The organism is Vibrio sp. 1F255, assembly GCF_041439145.1.
GTDB lineage: Bacteria > Pseudomonadota > Gammaproteobacteria > Enterobacterales > Vibrionaceae > Vibrio > Vibrio crassostreae_C.
The window spans coordinates 61,913-77,350 of sequence record NZ_JBGONQ010000018.1; the positions used below are offsets into that span (position 1 = coordinate 61,913).

At 43.7% G+C, this 15,438-nt stretch carries 18 protein-coding genes and 1 pseudogene; 9 read left to right on the plus strand and 10 right to left on the minus strand.

Annotated features, from left to right (window positions below; genetic code table 11):
- The first annotated feature begins 2 nt into the window (after positions 1-2).
- The 4 genes from ACED41_RS11790 to ACED41_RS11805 are packed head-to-tail and all read left to right on the plus strand — an operon-like array spanning position 3 to position 2,949.
- Positions 3-542 (plus strand): TadE family protein, encoded by a 540-nt coding sequence (locus tag ACED41_RS11790; protein WP_017065354.1) that lies wholly within the window; start codon positions 3-5, stop codon positions 540-542.
- Positions 523-1,062 (plus strand): tight adherence pilus pseudopilin TadF, encoded by a 540-nt coding sequence (gene tadF, locus ACED41_RS11795; protein WP_102333168.1) that lies wholly within the window; start codon positions 523-525, stop codon positions 1,060-1,062. Before ACED41_RS11790 ends, tadF begins: the two co-directional genes overlap by 20 nt.
- A 1-nt stretch (position 1,063) precedes the next feature.
- On the plus strand, positions 1,064-2,305 hold the full coding sequence (locus tag ACED41_RS11800; RefSeq protein WP_371725011.1) for a hypothetical protein: 1,242 nt from the start codon (positions 1,064-1,066) through the stop codon (positions 2,303-2,305).
- 11 nt (positions 2,306-2,316) lie between these two features.
- Positions 2,317-2,949, plus strand: a complete 633-nt coding sequence (locus tag ACED41_RS11805) for an OmpA family protein (RefSeq protein ID WP_371725012.1) — start codon at positions 2,317-2,319, stop codon at positions 2,947-2,949.
- 50 nt (positions 2,950-2,999) lie between these two features.
- Here ACED41_RS11805 and ACED41_RS11810 read toward each other — a convergent pair whose 3' ends face one another.
- From ACED41_RS11810 to ACED41_RS11830, 5 genes are all read right to left on the minus strand, one after another.
- Positions 3,000-3,611 (minus strand): CDP-alcohol phosphatidyltransferase family protein, encoded by a 612-nt coding sequence (locus ACED41_RS11810; RefSeq protein WP_371725013.1) that lies wholly within the window; start codon positions 3,609-3,611, stop codon positions 3,000-3,002.
- Entirely contained in the window at positions 3,601-4,251 is a 651-nt protein-coding gene (locus tag ACED41_RS11815; protein WP_017065359.1) for an ATP-binding cassette domain-containing protein, read from the minus strand. The genes ACED41_RS11810 and ACED41_RS11815 overlap by 11 nt, the downstream gene beginning before the upstream one ends.
- Positions 4,217-5,917 carry an ABC transporter permease gene (locus ACED41_RS11820; RefSeq protein WP_017065762.1) on the minus strand — a complete coding sequence of 567 codons (1,701 nt, stop codon included), beginning with the start codon at positions 5,915-5,917 and terminating at the stop codon, positions 4,217-4,219. The genes ACED41_RS11815 and ACED41_RS11820 overlap by 35 nt, the downstream gene beginning before the upstream one ends.
- 5 nt (positions 5,918-5,922) lie before the next feature.
- A complete protein-coding gene (locus ACED41_RS11825; protein ID WP_017060323.1) occupies positions 5,923-7,089 on the minus strand; it encodes an ABC transporter substrate-binding protein in 1,167 nt (388 codons plus the stop codon).
- 428 nt (positions 7,090-7,517) lie between these two features.
- A complete protein-coding gene (locus tag ACED41_RS11830; RefSeq protein WP_004734625.1) occupies positions 7,518-7,964 on the minus strand; it encodes an META domain-containing protein in 447 nt (148 codons plus the stop codon).
- Positions 7,965-8,152: 188 nt separating this feature from the next.
- Here ACED41_RS11830 and ACED41_RS11835 point away from each other — a divergent pair, with 188 nt between their 5' ends.
- Complete coding sequence (locus ACED41_RS11835) at positions 8,153-8,416, plus strand: DUF1289 domain-containing protein (RefSeq protein WP_081228746.1); 264 nt, start codon at positions 8,153-8,155, stop codon at positions 8,414-8,416.
- 109 nt (positions 8,417-8,525) lie between these two features.
- Positions 8,526-8,693 carry a hypothetical protein gene (locus ACED41_RS11840; protein ID WP_017060325.1) on the plus strand — a complete coding sequence of 56 codons (168 nt, stop codon included), beginning with the start codon at positions 8,526-8,528 and terminating at the stop codon, positions 8,691-8,693.
- A gap of 57 nt (positions 8,694-8,750) precedes the next feature.
- Here the strand turns inward: ACED41_RS11840 and ACED41_RS11845 are convergent, their stop codons facing one another.
- The 3 genes from ACED41_RS11845 to ACED41_RS11855 all read right to left on the minus strand — a co-directional run bounded on the left by ACED41_RS11845 (position 8,751) and on the right by ACED41_RS11855 (position 10,894).
- A complete protein-coding gene (locus tag ACED41_RS11845) occupies positions 8,751-9,053 on the minus strand; it encodes a thiamine-binding protein (RefSeq protein WP_017065764.1) in 303 nt (100 codons plus the stop codon).
- A 127-nt stretch (positions 9,054-9,180) separates the two neighbouring features.
- Complete coding sequence (locus ACED41_RS11850) at positions 9,181-9,402, minus strand: hypothetical protein (RefSeq protein ID WP_017057116.1); 222 nt, start codon at positions 9,400-9,402, stop codon at positions 9,181-9,183.
- A gap of 253 nt (positions 9,403-9,655) precedes the next feature.
- The gene (locus ACED41_RS11855) at positions 9,656-10,894 is read right to left on the minus strand and encodes a DEAD/DEAH box helicase (protein WP_371725014.1); all 1,239 of its coding nucleotides are present in this window, start codon (positions 10,892-10,894) and stop codon (positions 9,656-9,658) included.
- A gap of 209 nt (positions 10,895-11,103) precedes the next feature.
- Between ACED41_RS11855 and ACED41_RS11860 the strand changes: the two are divergent.
- Both ACED41_RS11860 and ACED41_RS11865 read left to right on the plus strand, forming a co-directional pair.
- Positions 11,104-11,728, plus strand: a pseudogene (locus ACED41_RS11860) (LysE family translocator).
- A gap of 267 nt (positions 11,729-11,995) precedes the next feature.
- Entirely contained in the window at positions 11,996-12,352 is a 357-nt protein-coding gene (locus ACED41_RS11865) for a hypothetical protein (protein ID WP_017060329.1), read from the plus strand.
- 143 nt (positions 12,353-12,495) lie between these two features.
- Here the strand turns inward: ACED41_RS11865 and ACED41_RS11870 are convergent, their stop codons facing one another.
- Both ACED41_RS11870 and ACED41_RS11875 read right to left on the minus strand, forming a co-directional pair.
- Complete coding sequence (locus tag ACED41_RS11870) at positions 12,496-13,620, minus strand: M14-type cytosolic carboxypeptidase (RefSeq protein WP_065583887.1); 1,125 nt, start codon at positions 13,618-13,620, stop codon at positions 12,496-12,498.
- Positions 13,621-13,755: 135 nt separating this feature from the next.
- A complete protein-coding gene (locus ACED41_RS11875; protein WP_017060331.1) occupies positions 13,756-14,031 on the minus strand; it encodes a nitrogenase-stabilizing/protective protein NifW in 276 nt (91 codons plus the stop codon).
- A gap of 307 nt (positions 14,032-14,338) precedes the next feature.
- On the opposite strand from ACED41_RS11875, the gene ACED41_RS11880 reads away from it, so the two are divergent.
- On the plus strand, positions 14,339-15,433 hold the full coding sequence (locus ACED41_RS11880; RefSeq protein WP_017060332.1) for a NapC/NirT family cytochrome c: 1,095 nt from the start codon (positions 14,339-14,341) through the stop codon (positions 15,431-15,433).
- Positions 15,434-15,438: the final 5 nt, after the last annotated feature.

A 15,438-nucleotide genomic window follows, 5' to 3' on the forward strand; every position in this document is an offset into this window, starting at 1 on the left:
TTATGCGAAAAACGAACAATAGAAAAAAGCACTTGGGCATTGCATCTATCGAGTTTGCTTTGTCATTTATGGCGTTTTGGTTGATGTGTATTACTTGGGCTGAGATGGGCTACATGTCTTATGTGTCCTCGGTAAGTGACTATGCAATCTCCGAGTCAGTAAGAGATGCAAAAGTTGTTATTCAAGATTCTAGCACTAGAGGTGAATCAGGCTCTACTACTGATTTTATGCAGTCATTTAAAAATTCGATTCAAGCACAGGGATCTCTTTGGGGAGAGATGATTGACCCTAATAAATTCAGGCTTTCCATTCAATATTTGGATGATATTCAGGCTTTGTCATCATATAAAGGAGAGTGTGAAATTGAAGATGACAGTTTATATGAGTTGGAATGTGGGGAGCCTGTGAATAGTGTCATGGCTGTATATCGAATTGATTATGACTTTAAACCTATGTTGTCGTTTTTAATTGACACAGAGACTTTATTCTCACGTGAAGTTATCGTGATTCAGGAGTACGAGCGTGATCAATTTAAGATATAGACAGACAGGAACGTTCTCTGTTGAATTTGCATTACTAGGTGTTGTTTTTGCAACACTCTTAATATTGACGGGAGACGTCATTATAAAGCTATCAATACAAGGGAAGTTGGACCGTTTGTCTTATTCTCTTGTGAATGTGCTAAAAGAAAGAACTCAATTGTATGGTAAGAATGATAACACTTTAACAACGGATGATGCCAAAGCACTATATAAGGTAGCGAGAAACTCTTTGGAACGTACTACCGGAAATTACAGCCAAGCTAATTTGTCAGGTACATTCGAAATGCTAAGTTTTGACTTAAATGGCAACTCAAATACTACGACGGTCAAGCGCGGTGGAGGCTGTACCTTGACAGAAACCATTCAGGGTCTTCAAGCATTATCTATGATGACGTCATGGGGAAGAAGAGCTACGTTGTATCGAGTAACTCTCTGTTATAAAACAGATAATTGGGCTGGTGAGTTATTCGAGACCGACTTCACAACGGTTCAATCTTCTTCTGTCATGATGGGTAGGTAGTATGCGTCAGTCGTTAAACAAACAGAAAGGACATGCTGCGATACTATTTGCTTTACTCATCCCCGGCTTTTACGGTTTGTTTGCATTAGGAATCGATGGTGCCAGAGCTATACAAAATCGTGCTCGTCTGGGAGATGCTGCTGAAGTAGCTGCACTCGCACTTTCTGCGCAAAATAGCACAAGTTCACAGCATAATACTGCACTAGCTCGTTTATATGTAGATGCCTATATACGAGATAAAGAAACAAATGTGCCTATGAATATCGTTAGGACGGAGTGTCAGTTGACGGATCAAACTCAATGCGAAGGCGGTGCGAGGTATAGTCAGTATGATATTTCTATAACTACCACGCATGAATCTTGGTTTCCCGGTAACGAAAACTTTGTCGGCTTAGATGAAAAGTATTCTGTAAGTCATGCTGGTACAGCGAGAAAATATCAAGGTGACTCCATTGATATTGCATTCGTGACAGATTTTTCGGGTTCAATGGATAATAAATGGACTGATAAATATGGTCGACCGATTGGCGATAAAAAGTATAAAGAAGTACAAGCTATTATCTCCGACGTTCTGGTTGAGCTAGAAAGATTTAATCTGGAATCTACAAGTATCGATGAGCTGAATAAAGTTGCACTTGTACCATTTGCCCAATACACAGTTGATTCCAATAAATCCAATTGTGCGTGGTGGGGACGAAAAATTGACAAGATAGAACAGTGGAAGGGTAATTCAAAAAAAACAGTTGATAATATCTGGAATGTAAAAACACCAATCTCGACCTGCGACTCTATTTCAAATTACGATTATTATACGGTCCCCCTCACTATAAATATGGACTATTTGGATAAAGAGCTTTCTAATTTTTCACCTGAGGGAGGTACAGCTTCTTATCAAGGTATTATGCGAGCAGCACAAATCTTAAAGGCGACAAATACACCAAACCCTCGGCGGTTGATCGTTATTCTTTCTGATGGAGACGACAACAATTCGGATATGGCTAGCGCTTTGGTGGAGGAGGGGATGTGTACTGAAATTATCGACGGGCTGAGCTCTGACAGAACTGTTTCTGGGCGTCCAGTGACGGCACAGCTCGCTTTGATTGGCTTCACTTATGATGTTAATGACAATAGAGCTTTAGCTGACTGTGTTGGTGAAAGTAATGTTTACGATGCCTCCAACCCAGACGAACTGTTGGAAATTATTCTAAACCTGATTTCAGAAGAAATTGGACATATCAAGTAGTAGGAAAGTTCATGAATCCACTAAAGTATTTATCTATCGCTCTTTTTTTATTCGTGTATAGCGCGGCGAGTATAGCCAAAGAGAAAGAAGTCATGTTTAACGAGTATTGTGCAAAAGAAGGGATGGACATTGAGCGCTCTGTTAGAGTGGGAGCTCCTATCTCTATTATCCCTAATGCCGGACCTTTCAACATGCTTGAAACGACGAATAAACACGAACTTAATAAAGATTTGCGTCAGTTTTTGATTGGTGAGGTCGGCGTCAGCGAAGGTTGTAGCGAGTTTCTAATCCTTAACGGTCAGTTAGAAAATGGAAGGCAAGACGACCCTTTAGCAAAAGTTTACTTTTCTTTCGACCGGTCTCAGTTAACAGACTCTTCTCTCTATATTCTGGATAAAATTGTAAAGTTAGCATCGTTGTCTAGTAGTAAGTTTTTGCTCGAAGGTCATACTGACAGCGTAGGAAGTTCTGATTACAATTTAGCACTTGGAGAACAGCGTGCGAATTCAGTGGCGTTTTATCTTCAATCAAAAGGGGTTGAAGGAATTAGCATTTTATCGAGTGGCGAATTAGCACCTGTAGACACTAACTCCACAAGTCAGGGGCGAGCGAATAACCGACGTGTCGAAGTGATGGTAAATTAGATTCAACAAAATAAAGGATACAATTATCGATTGTATCCTTTCTTGGTGTCCTAATTTATTTTGAGTGTCTGGAACCCAAAATAAATACGCATGAACGTGGTTAGCCAACAAGCTGCACCAAAAGCGTAAGCGATAACTGCAAAGTGTTGAGGCCAAATACAGAAAGCAATGAAACACGCGATGGTTTCTGTACCTTCGGTTAACCCCGACATGTAATAGAGAGACTTATGTTTATAGACTGGGTTTTCAATACCTCGCTTACCAGCCATAACCGCAAACGCTAAAAAGCTGCTGCCTGTGCCGATAAAAGAGAAGATCAAAAACGCACCGGCAATGGCGTTGTGTTCTGGGTTGGCAATGACAAATCCAAAAGGGATCAGCGAGTAGAATAGGAAATCTAGGCTGATATCGAGGAAACCGCCCGCATCACTAATGCCTTGGATTCGAGCCAAGGCTCCATCAAGCCCATCACATACTCTATTAAACACAATGAAGCCTAACGCCCACTCATATTGTTGAAATGCCAACGCTGGAAACGCTAAACACCCAATCAGAAATCCGAATAACGTGGTTTGATTGGCCGTGATACCCAATTGTTTTAGTAACTTAGCAGACTGATTTAATGGCCACTTAATGACCTTAATGGAGTACTTATCCAGCATGGTTACTTCTCCATGGCCAAGACAGTACTTCTGCCCCTTGAGGTACATCGGCTTCGTCGTGCGTGACCATTAATGTAGGGATATTCGCTTTGGTCAGCTGTTCGAAGACCCAATCGCGAAATTGTGCTCTGAGCTCTTGGTCTAACTTACTGAACGGTTCGTCAAGCAGGGCGAGTTTAGGCTTGGCTAACAACATACGAGTCAAGCTTATTCTTGCGCGTTGACCGCCGGATATTTGATCCGGGAAAGATTCAGCTAAGTGAGTTAGCTCTATGTCTTTTAGTGCAGCCATTGCTTGTTTTTGGCGAGCGGAACCTTTAACAGAGTTCGGTAACGAAAAGGCCAAGTTTTCCCATACTTTGAGGTGCGGAAACAACAAGTCATCTTGAAACAAAATACCGACTTCACGCTGATGTGATGGAAGCTCGTCGAGCTGAATATTGTTCAACACAACGGTGCCAGAGTACGAAAACTCTTCACTTAAGTGACCAGCAATCGCATCCAGTAAGGTCGACTTTCCGCAGCCACTCGGCCCCATCAAAGCCAGTATTTGGCCAGATTCTAATGTGACGTTTAGCGCTGAGAACAGCGAATCTCCATCGGTTTTACGGATGGCGAGGTCGTTGAGGTACAGACTCATTACTTAGGAAACCTTTAAAAGTAAGACGGCGATATCTCAGTTGAAGTCGGCTGACTAATATCGCTAAAGAGAAAAAGAACAGAGGCAATAGGGCCTGCCAAATGGCATAGATTGCTGTCACCCTGCGGTCGAAACCACTGGTAAGTGCAACGGCTTCTGTGGTGATCGTGCTAATACGGCCCGCGCCGAGCATTAATGTTGGAAGGTATTGGGCCAAACTCACGCTGATCCCGACCGCCCAAGCAAAGGCAATCGCAGGAAGCAAGATTGGTAGTTTGATCGAATACCAACTCTGAAATGGCGATTTACCTAGGCTCAGCGAGGCTTTAATCAACCCATCATTGAAGCTTTTCCACGGGCCATCCAAAGACAGGTACACAAACGGGAAAGCAAAGAAAACATGCGCCCAAATCACCCAGAACTCATAGGCACTACTGCCGATGTAGAGGGTCGTGACTTGCATACCAAACAACACTGAAAGCTGTGGTATTAGCATTGGAATAGCGATAATGAAGCCCGGAACTTGCCACTTGTATTTGATTCTGTATTCGTGAGCAACCAGCGCAAGCAACAAAGCGATTGAAGCAGCAATCAGACCAATCCATAAGCTTTGACCAACGGTGCTCATGATGCCTTCCCACTCGAACTCCCAGAAGCGCGTGCTGTAGCGGCTCGGCAGTAAATCAGGGAAGCGCCAACGCTGAGCAACGCTCCAAATTACCATTAAAGGAATGATCAGCAGTGAAAGGCTAGCAAGGACAGTGAATACCGTTTTCCCCGGAAGGTTTGCCCCTGTTCTTCCGGAATACTGCCAAGTTCGAAAGTACTTAAGAACCGCCCATTCAACTAAACGCGCCAAGGCGATGATCAACGAAGCTAAACCAAACAAAACGATGGCACCAGCAGCAGCTCGCGGAAGTAGGTTAAGATCCGGATCGTTGAACCATTGCCATACCAAAACGGCAAAGGTCGGCGGGTTGGTTGGGCCTATGATCAAAGCAATATCGACAACCGAGACACTGTAAGCGAGTACCGCCAGCATTGGGAAACGAAGCTTAGTAAACCATTGTGGGAAAATACATTTCCACCAGATCTGAGCGCGGCTGTAACCGAGCGATGCACTGACCTTGGTGATACGCTCTACATCAATTTGCTGAAGTATCGAAATGCTCATCAGCAATAAGAAGGGGACTTCTTTGAGTGCGAGCATAATAATTAAGCCGAACGCGTATGGGTCTTTCACCAATAACGCCAATTCAGAGCTGGTAGCCGATTCGCCGAGCAAGTGATGTACCGCTCTTGCGCCAAGCCCCGTTGGACTAAACAGAAAAGCAAAGCCGATAGCGAAAGCTACATGTGGAATGGCAAGCATTGGCGATAGCGTAAACTCAATCTTTCTCCAAAACTTGTTTCCCCAAGAGGCTTGAAGAATACAAAAGGTCAGGAAGCAGGCTATATAGCTGCTTGCAATTGCTGAACCTAGGCTTAAGCCAATAGAGTGCCAAGCCCCTTCCCATTGAAAGACTTGGCTAAAACCGTTGAGTGTCGGCTCCTCTAAACCAAGGGGCGGGATGAAACTCAGTGACGAAGCCACGACTCCCGCTACCCCAGGAATGGTCGGGATAATGCATACAGCTATAACAACAAAATATAGAGCGCGTAGCATGAAGACTAGTTACCGTATCGCTTAAGCCACTCTTTCTCGAGCGCGTTTTGCCAGCTAGGGTGTGGTTCATCAACCGATTTAAATTGCTGGGTGTTTTTAGCGCTGCCAGTGAGGTACTTGCTGCTCAGAACCGAAGGATCGCCCCAAACATTGAGGTCCCCCTTGCGAGACTGTGCTTCAGGGCTCAGTAAGAAGTTAATGGTCACTTGAGCACCCGCGGTTGCATTGGCGTTCCAAGGAATCGCCAGGAAGTGAATGTTAGATAGAGCGCCGCTTTCTAGAGCATAAGCCTTAGTGGTTTCGGCTAAGCGACCACTGGCTTGTGCTGAATAAACAGAGTTTGGATTAAACGTAATCGCGAGATCGATCTGTCCGTCATCCAGAAGTTGGATGCTTTCCGATGTGCCTGCTGGGAATTGTTTGCCACCGCGCCAAGCCACTTTATGGAATTTATCTAAGTAAGCCCACAGTGGTGCCGTCACTTCTTGGAAGTTGTCTTCTGAAACCGGCTGAGCCAGTGCAGGGTTATTGTTTGTTAGTTCAATCAATAGAGACTTAATGAAGCTCGTGCCATGAAATTCTGGTGGGCGAGGGTAGCTTAAGCGATTTGGGAAAGCTTGAGCGTAGCTCAACATCTCTGAAAACGATTGTGGCGGGTTGTGTAGTGTCTCTTGATCGTGAATGAACACAAGTTGTCCCACGCCCCACGGTGCTTCCAAGCCTTCTGTCGGCTCTGAGAAATCAACATCAATCGGCAGAGACTTATCGACATACTGCCAATTTGGAAGTGACTCTGTAAATGGCCCAAACAATAGCGCGTTGTCTTTCATCGAGCGGAAGTTCTCGCCATTAATCCAGACGATATCGACGCTGCCTTCACTGTTCTTTCCTGCTGCTTTTTCAGCAAGCAGTCGAGTGGTGGTTTCCGCAATATCGGTCACTTTCACATGCTTTAACGTGACACCGTAGTCACTTTGTAATTTCTTGCCTGCCCACTGTAGGTAACGATTGATCTCTTGGCTTCCGCCCCAAGCGTGAAAGTAGACAGTTTCTCCCTCTGCCTGCTGTTCTATTTGGTTCCAGCTGTCGGTGGATGTTGCTTCATCAGCATAAATGGTTGCGCTGTATGCAACGGTTGCCATGATTCCTAACGTACTTACTATCTTGTTCATAAACTTTTCCATTTGGTAGTGAACGGGCAAGAGCATTGTATTTTCGAACTCCCTAGTGCGTATTGACCCTTCGTGGTTAACGAAAGATCAACATGCCCTAATAGTTATTCTATCTGTTTCTGAAATAAATTCTAATTCAACAGTAAATTCAATCAATTACTTGAGAACAAGCAGGGAGTTCGCGGTCGAGTTTTGTTCGATACGTAATCATCTCGAAAACTCGACAGACTCTAGGCTTTTGCCATCCTAGCAACAGACCGCTGAACCGTTGAATTTATTGCATCTAAATGAGAGATTTTTGAGGTTTATTGGAGGTTGGTACGAAAAGTCGGCGATGAGCGTCAATTTTGAAGAAGTAGTGAGGGCAAGCTGACAATAAAAAAGGAGCCATCAGGCTCCTTTAATCAGTATTTGGTTTCGATGACGGATTAGTTTACCCAGTCACGAATTGTGTACGTTAGCGTGTGTACATCGTTTTTCAGTACTAGCGTATCGTTTGTTAGCGTTACGTCGCTCCACTCGCTTAGAGTAGCAGAAACCGATTGTTCGATTTCCATCGCAGAGCCGTGACACATTTTCATTGTCATGCCCATTTGCTTGATACGGAATTGACCGTCTTTCAGCTCGCCTTGACCGAAGAAGTTGTTACAACCAGCCATGCCGTTTGCAGTCATCTTTTCGCCGATCTCTAGACGAGGAGCTGCTTGGTCTTCGCTTTTCACAATGTCCTTGCCATCAATTTGCGCAAGTTCCCAATTATGGTGCTGTAGATCGGTTGGTGTTACTTGCATCGCGTTGTCACCTGTTGTTGTGCATGCTGCTAGCATCATAGGTAAAGCGGCTACTGCTAGTAATTTTTTTGAACTAAACTTCATATTATAAGGCTCCAAAGGAAAGAACGAAGTTACCGGATAAGTGTAACTTGATGGGTTCAAAGTATAGTTTACAAAACACTATATGTGTCAGTATAAGGTCATAGTTTAGTATGGATTTCACGAGCCAGGCGACAAATTAATCGCTTATTTTTGAGAGAGTAAGCGTAATTTTGAATGTGTAAGGAGGCATGGTGGAGCAGTTAGAGTTTTTCCAAGTTCCAAGCCCTTGCGTTGGGGTTTGTTCAAGCGATGACAAAGGCTATTGCAACGGTTGTATGCGCAAGAGAGAAGAGCGCTTTAATTGGATGTCGATGACACCGTCAGAACAATTGCACGTGATAAAGCTGTGTCGTCAGCGCTATAGAAGAAAAATAATGAATCAAAAAAACTTGATTGGTAAGCAGGTCGATGAAGAGGGAAATGCCAGTCCCCAAAGAGATCTTTTTGGCTAAAGAGGAAGTATTTAGATTTTATTTAACTCCGAAGTAACTATTACTTTACATAATGGTTGGGGTGTAATATTAAAGTAGGTACCTTTGTACCTGAAGGAGTGGTGTCGGTATGAATAAAAAGAACGTAAAAATCAAAAAAGAGCCAGTCAAAGCACTTGACCGAAAACCGATCGGGGCAAAAGATGACCCTGAAGAGACTCCGCGTGATTGGCATTCGATGTCAGAAGAAGAACGAATGGAAATCCTTTCTCACCTCTCAGACATGCCTTTCCAATAACACCACTGGTTCTTCAGAGCCTTTCTTAAAGCTCAGTTTTCAGAAACAAAAATGTGATTAAACAAACATGTGATTCGCTTTCGTTACACCACGATGGTACGTGCAAAATGTATCATCGGCCTCGGTGGTTTTACTGTGAATCTTAATGTTTGTGATCACTTCTACCGCCCCTGCATCGTAGCAAGCTTGTTCTGCTTTTTTAACGATATCGAGTAATTGGTTGAGTTCACCTTTCATCGTAGTTTCCATCGCACCGACTTGGAAAGGCACATCGGCAGCTTTCACAACTTCAATGGCTTTATCAACCACTTCGAAGTTGTTGCCTTCTTTAACGCGAGGTATCACTTGGAAGGCAACCATCACTTCTTTTTCTCTTTTTAACTCAGACACTTTCTGCTTACTCTAGGATAGGGAATTGTTGCAGATGATAGGTTAATTCGGAGACGAATTCTACAGCGATTATGCTGGTTGGATTACTCTCTTTGTCCTACTTGTTACCCCAGTGGTCACTTACCCAACCACCTATGTGCTCATCAAAATGACTGCCACTGAACCTCTGGTTGCGTTCAACCGAAGTATCACAATCATCTTTATTATCTATTAGGGTTTGTATGTAGTTTGCCATCGGGTCATTGGAACGTTGACGATCTCGGCGAGTTGCCACTTCCTTAATCAGTTGTAATCGATATGTAGAGCTAGCACGTTTCATTTCAATGACCTCCTGTTGTAGACACTAATAGAAAAATCTAGTTGCTAGATATAGGGGCGTCAACGTGATTTAAGAGTATTTTTTTTGAGCAACCAAGAATCAATACGTTGGCATCATAATTCACAAAAGTGTCATTTAAGTTGGCAACTTTAGGGAAGTTTTTGGGTGTGAATTTGTATTTTGTTGCATATAAAAAAGCCCAGTACAAACTGAGCTGACCATTCTATTTCTGGTTACTTAGAGTTATTTCTGGTTACTTAGAGCTATTTGGTTTGCTTTTAAATTGCTTAATGCTTTTCTTTTTAGCTGTTCTTCGATTGGCCATTTTATCTTTAGGTGGACGCTTGCGAGCGGTCGTTTCAGATGCAGGTTTGTCGGTAACCGGGAAACCCTCTAATGGTTGCAGCACTAACGGCTTATTGGTCAAGGTGCGAATCGCATTGAGGTAGTCAGTTTCGCTGTGGCTAACCAGAGAGACCGCGCAGCCAGTACTTCCTGCTCTTGCTGTACGACCAACGCGGTGTACGTAAGTTGCTGAGTGAGAAGGTAATTCGAAGTTAATTACGACAGGTAACTGATCAATATGAATGCCTCTAGCCATCACGTCTGTCGCGATAAGCACACGAGTCTCGCCATTTTTGAAACTTTCTAATGCTTGCTCTCGTTCTTCTTGGCTCTTATTTCCATGTAACGCACTCACACTGATTTTGGCTTTATTCAATCGTTTGGTTAATGCATCGGCATTGTCTTTTGCGCCAATAAATACCAATACTTGCGGCCATGTGTGTTGATTGAGTAGTGCGATGAGCGCTTGAGCTTTACTGCCTTTGTTCACTAAATACAGGGTTTCTTCAATAGTCGCGACCACGCTGTTTTCTTGATGTGTCGTGACTTTAACTGGATTTAAAAGAAGCTCTTCAGCTTGCCCTACTAATTCGGGCGGAAGTGTCGCAGAGAACAACAGTGACTGACGTTTGCTCGGTAGTGCTGAAGTAATCGCTTGAACATCTGGCCAAAAGCCCATGTCGATCAGGCGGTCGGCTTCATCAAGAACCAATGATGAACACTGAGCGACATCCAGTTCATCACTTTTGATTAAAGCAAGTAAGCGGCCCGGTGTGGCGATGGCTAATTGTGGTTTAGTCGATAATTGTTGCTGTTGATCATCAGTATTTACGCCGCCCGTTAGCGTTACCAATTTGATATCAAGCGCTGTTGCGATCGGCTCTAAAGATTTGGTCACTTGAGATGCAAGTTCACGGGTTGGAACAATGATCAGTGCTTGCAGTTCATTCACATCTTGGTTGATGTTATTCAGTAACGGTAAGCCAAACGCCAATGTTTTACCGCTGCCCGTTTGAGCCAATGCAAGTACGTCTTTCCCCGCAATAATGGTAGGAATTACCGCTTGCTGTATCTCTGTTGGCTTATTGAATTGAGATGGGAGCGCGGAGACGGTTTTTGCGTTAAGGGTTAGGCTAGCAAATGACATAAATGAACCAAATATCAAAAGGGAGGTGGAGTCTAACAGGGCTACAAATGTTAGAGAATCAGTTTTGTATGTTAGACGATAAAAACATTCATTATACGCGCGAATTATGTATGTTAGCCATACGCGATAATTAAGCGTTTATCATATTGTAATGGCACTGAATGGACGTACAATGTCCGCCCTAAAAATGTTCATGAAATGAGATCGAAATGAGTTGGGACAGTATCTGGCTGTTTATTGTTATCGTGTTTTTTATTGCTATTATCCCGGGCCCAAATGCGCTGTTGGTATTAAGCACAGCCTTAACTCAAAGAAAGCTGTTCGCATTTGTGAACGTGTTGGGCGTGTCATGTGGTTTTTTTTCACGCCTTTATCTCGGCCAACGGCATAAGCCTATTACTGTCGAACACTCCCATGGCCTTTGAAGGGCTAAAGTGGGCTGGGGTTTTGTATCTTGTCTGGCTTGGTTGTAATCACTTTCGAGCGGCATTGCGAGCTCAAGAGGGCGTGCTTGCTGTGGTGAGCGCATCGGGAAGTAAGCTATATCATCAGTTTTTCAAAGGGCTTCTCACTAATCTACTGAATCCTAAAATTGTCCTGTTTTATCTTTCTATATTCCCTCAATTTGTTTCAACAGATGCGATTGTGACAGACAGTTTGATACTTGGTGCAATTCAAGCGTCAGTGGTGTCGATGTGGTTCTTAGTTGTGATCTTAATGGCGGATACCTTTAAGCGCTTGTTAGTTCAAAAGCGCACCTCGCAAATGGTGAACATTGTGTGTGGGATTCTATTCGTGGGCTTCAGTATTCAGTTGGCATTGTTTCAGCTTTAGGGTGCGATGCGAAGAATTGGGTTTTTAGCTATTGGTTCAGTTCATTTCCGGCTTAGTTCTCGTTTCCATCTTAGTTTTCATTTCCGATTCAGTTCTCATTTTTTACTGAATGCTAAGCAATCAGTGTTTCTCTGTATAAATCTCTAAAGCATTAGCTCGGGAAGTCGATATAATTATTAGCTATCAATTTGGTGAATGTGTTTATTTGAGACCAATTGAAGCTACAGCCTATTGCTTGACCGAAATAACAGAGACAGGGAGTCACTAATGCGTGAAGATTCATTCACCCAGAAACGCAAATATTACCGCTTAAAGTACCCTCAAAAGGCTCGTCCGGTGATGCGAATTAAGGATGAGCTTTTTCATGTCAGCGAAGTTTCTGAAAAGGGTGTACGCCTGATGATGCGTAACATCATTCCGGTTTATCGTGGCTTTTCAATGGCCGGCACCTTGAGGTTGCATGACAACAACAGTATCGATATTAGCGGTGCTGTATTGCGACAAGAAGGTGACGAAGTGATCGTTCAGTTATCACAAGGTCCGAGCTTCAAAGATATGGTGTCTGAACAACGCCACATTAGGCAAAGATACCCAGTGTTTTTTGCTAGCCTCAGAGTGGCATAGAAAGCTTTTAAAGTTAGATTCACTCATCCAAGCCGATATTAAAAAGCCCAGCACTTTCACAAGTGCTGGGCTTTGTTCTATCTATAGCCCAGATTCTTATAAACCAAAGGCGATACAGGTAAAGCTAATGAGCTTAGTTCGCCTTATAGCTCGTCTACTGTAGCCCAAACTGCGGCTAGCATATCGTGACCAAACGCGACACTTCGTTCTGGAGACCAGCCGTAAAGTTCGTCAGCGTGACTGATGTGATCTTTAAATGGCATCTCGACGGTGTAAGCCAAACACTTGAATTGCTCACCAATCCAGTTTGTGCCAACTGTCATGTTTGCTTTGCCTGGTTCGTCTTTATCGTAACCAAATTCATCTTGGAACTCTGGCGTGATAGTCAGCAGTGCTTGCTTGAAGTGGCTCTCTAGCTTCGCGATGCGCTCGTTGTATGAAGGCGTGCCTTCGCTGCCTGCTACAAAGTTATATGGAATCGCTTCATCGCCATGAATATCTAGGCACAGGTCAACGCCCGTTTCTAGCATACGCTCGCGAACAAGGAATACCTCTGGGCTGCGTTCCATAGAAGGTGATTGCCATTCGCGGTTCAGGTTAACACCAATCGCGTTAGTACGCAGGTGACCGCGGATGCTGCCATCTGGGTTCATGTTTGGTACAACGCGGAACACAACGCTGTCTAGAAGAGAGCGACCGACCGTATCTGTTTCATCAAGCAGGCGTTGTAGCAGACCTTCGATTAGCCATTCAGCCATCGTCTCGCCTGGATGTTGGCGACCGATAACCCAGATATTTTTCTTCTCTTCACTTGGCTCGCCGATAGTTAGCAAAGTGATGTCGTTGTTGTCTAGCGTGTGACCTAGAGTTTCAAGCTTACAAGCTGGGTGCGTTTGAGCACTGTGCAGAAGATCTTGGTGACGATCGTATGAGTACGGTGCGAAATACGCGAAGTACATTGAATCGTGTTCAGGGATGATATCGAAGCTTAATGTATCGCCATCGAACTGAGATGGGATACGGAACCACTCTTCACGGTCGTAGGATGCAACCACATCGTAATCTTTCCAGCCTTCAGGGTAGGCAGATGTTGCCAATTGACCGATTTCAAAGTGGTGAGCTTGTTGAGCCTCACTTTCTAAGCGGAAGTGAAACCACTGAGAGATTTCAGTTTGGTAGTCTGCTGGGATAGTCAGTTGAATGTTTTGTGGTGAATCTGCAGAAACGACGTGAATGTTGCCGCTTTCGAAATTGCTGAAAATTTTCATTGTAGTTTTTATCTCGTAGTTGAGTTGCCGTAAGACTAGCACACTTTTTTTCGAGCAAACCACTAACTAAATCGTAATGAGATGTTATTTCAACTATCTACTTTTTAGTTCTCTACTTTGAGCAGTACTTCCTATCTATCGACGCTGACAAGTTGTACACCCACGACAGGCTGAACGTGTGTGGCGATCTAACTTGCTGCGTTGAACCTTACAATAAGCGTTTTTCAGCGCTCTTCGTCCAGAGAACCAATCATCGGGTTTTGACAGGATCAGATAACCATTAAAGCGTTTCATAAGCTCGACTCTATTTTGGTTGATGAACTTGCTATCAAACCCAATTTCGAAGTAATCAAGCGCTTGTTCAATCGAGGTGAAACTCGCCATTTTTTGTTGGAATTCTGTTTGGTTCATTGAGTGAGGAGTTTATGAAAAATAGATAGCCAATATTGTAATAGATTTACAATTTACTTCTTTGACTTAGAAAGCCGTTTTGTCTCGTTGATGTTAGATTAATCAATAATAGATATTTAACCGTCGATTCTTATTTGGTGGGTGCTTGTATCTGGTGGGGAATAATTTCGTGAAGTGCCCTTGGGTTCTCATAAAGGTTCAATTTTTGTTCCTCAGAATGCGATTTATGATCCAAATCAAACTGATCTACCCCTAAAGTACTATTCTGATCTTAATTGTAACCAATTGTTGAAGATGATTAAGAATTATGACAATAAAAAAACGTTATATCGCACTAATAGCGGCGGTTGGTATAGGTATTGGTTGGTTAACCTTAGGGGGAACTGCAGCCGTTATGCACTATACATCGAGCACTGAGTTTTGTGTTTCTTGCCACACAATGGAAGCACCCCACAAAGAATACCAAGGTTCTGTACACTTCAGTAACGCAAAAGGCATTCGAGCTGAATGTGCCGATTGCCACATTCCAACTGATCCGATTGACTACGTGATCACCAAAGTAAGAGCGTCCAAAGACATCTACCACGAATTTATTTCAGGTAAGATAGACACGCCTGAGAAATATGAAGCACACCGTGAAGAGATGGCTGAGACAGTTTGGGCTCAATTCCGCGAGAATGACTCAGCGACTTGTCGCTCTTGTCACGAATTCGATGCAATGGAAGAGTTCGAGCAATCTCGTGATGCAGCAAAAATGCATGCTTATGGTCGTGAAAATAACCAAACGTGTATCGATTGTCACAAAGGCGTTGCACATTTTGCTCCTGAAGCTCAGCTAGATAGCAAAGCGTTCGATACCCTGATCGCATTTACGAAAAACACGCCAGCAGATGCGAAAGTGGTTTACCCAGTAACCGATATCGCAATGGGTGACTTCGGCAGTGTAAACCCAACAGCAGAACTGCAAGTGGTCAAGGCTGAAGGCGACAACCGTACTGTGACTTTGAATGCATTCCAAATGAAAGGTGCAGAGCAAGTGCTTTACTTCGGTGAAGGCCAACGTGCAATCGTTGCGACATTGACAGACAAAGGTCAAGAAGCACTGACTACTGGTGACTATAAAGCCGATGCTTACGGTAACGAGTGGCGTTCAGTTGCGCTAACGGGTGATATCACTTCTCCAGTTGTCGATAAACTAGACCCAATCTGGTCTTACGCAGAAGAGTTGGACAACGTTTACTGTGCAACGTGTCACGCGAAAATTCCTTCAAACCACTTCACTGTGAATGCTTGGGGACCTGTTGCGAAAAGTATGGGCGACCGTACAGACATTTCTGAGCAAAACCTTGAGCTGCTGACTAAGTACTTCCAAAACCACGCGAAAGACGTTGTTGGTCACTAAAGAGA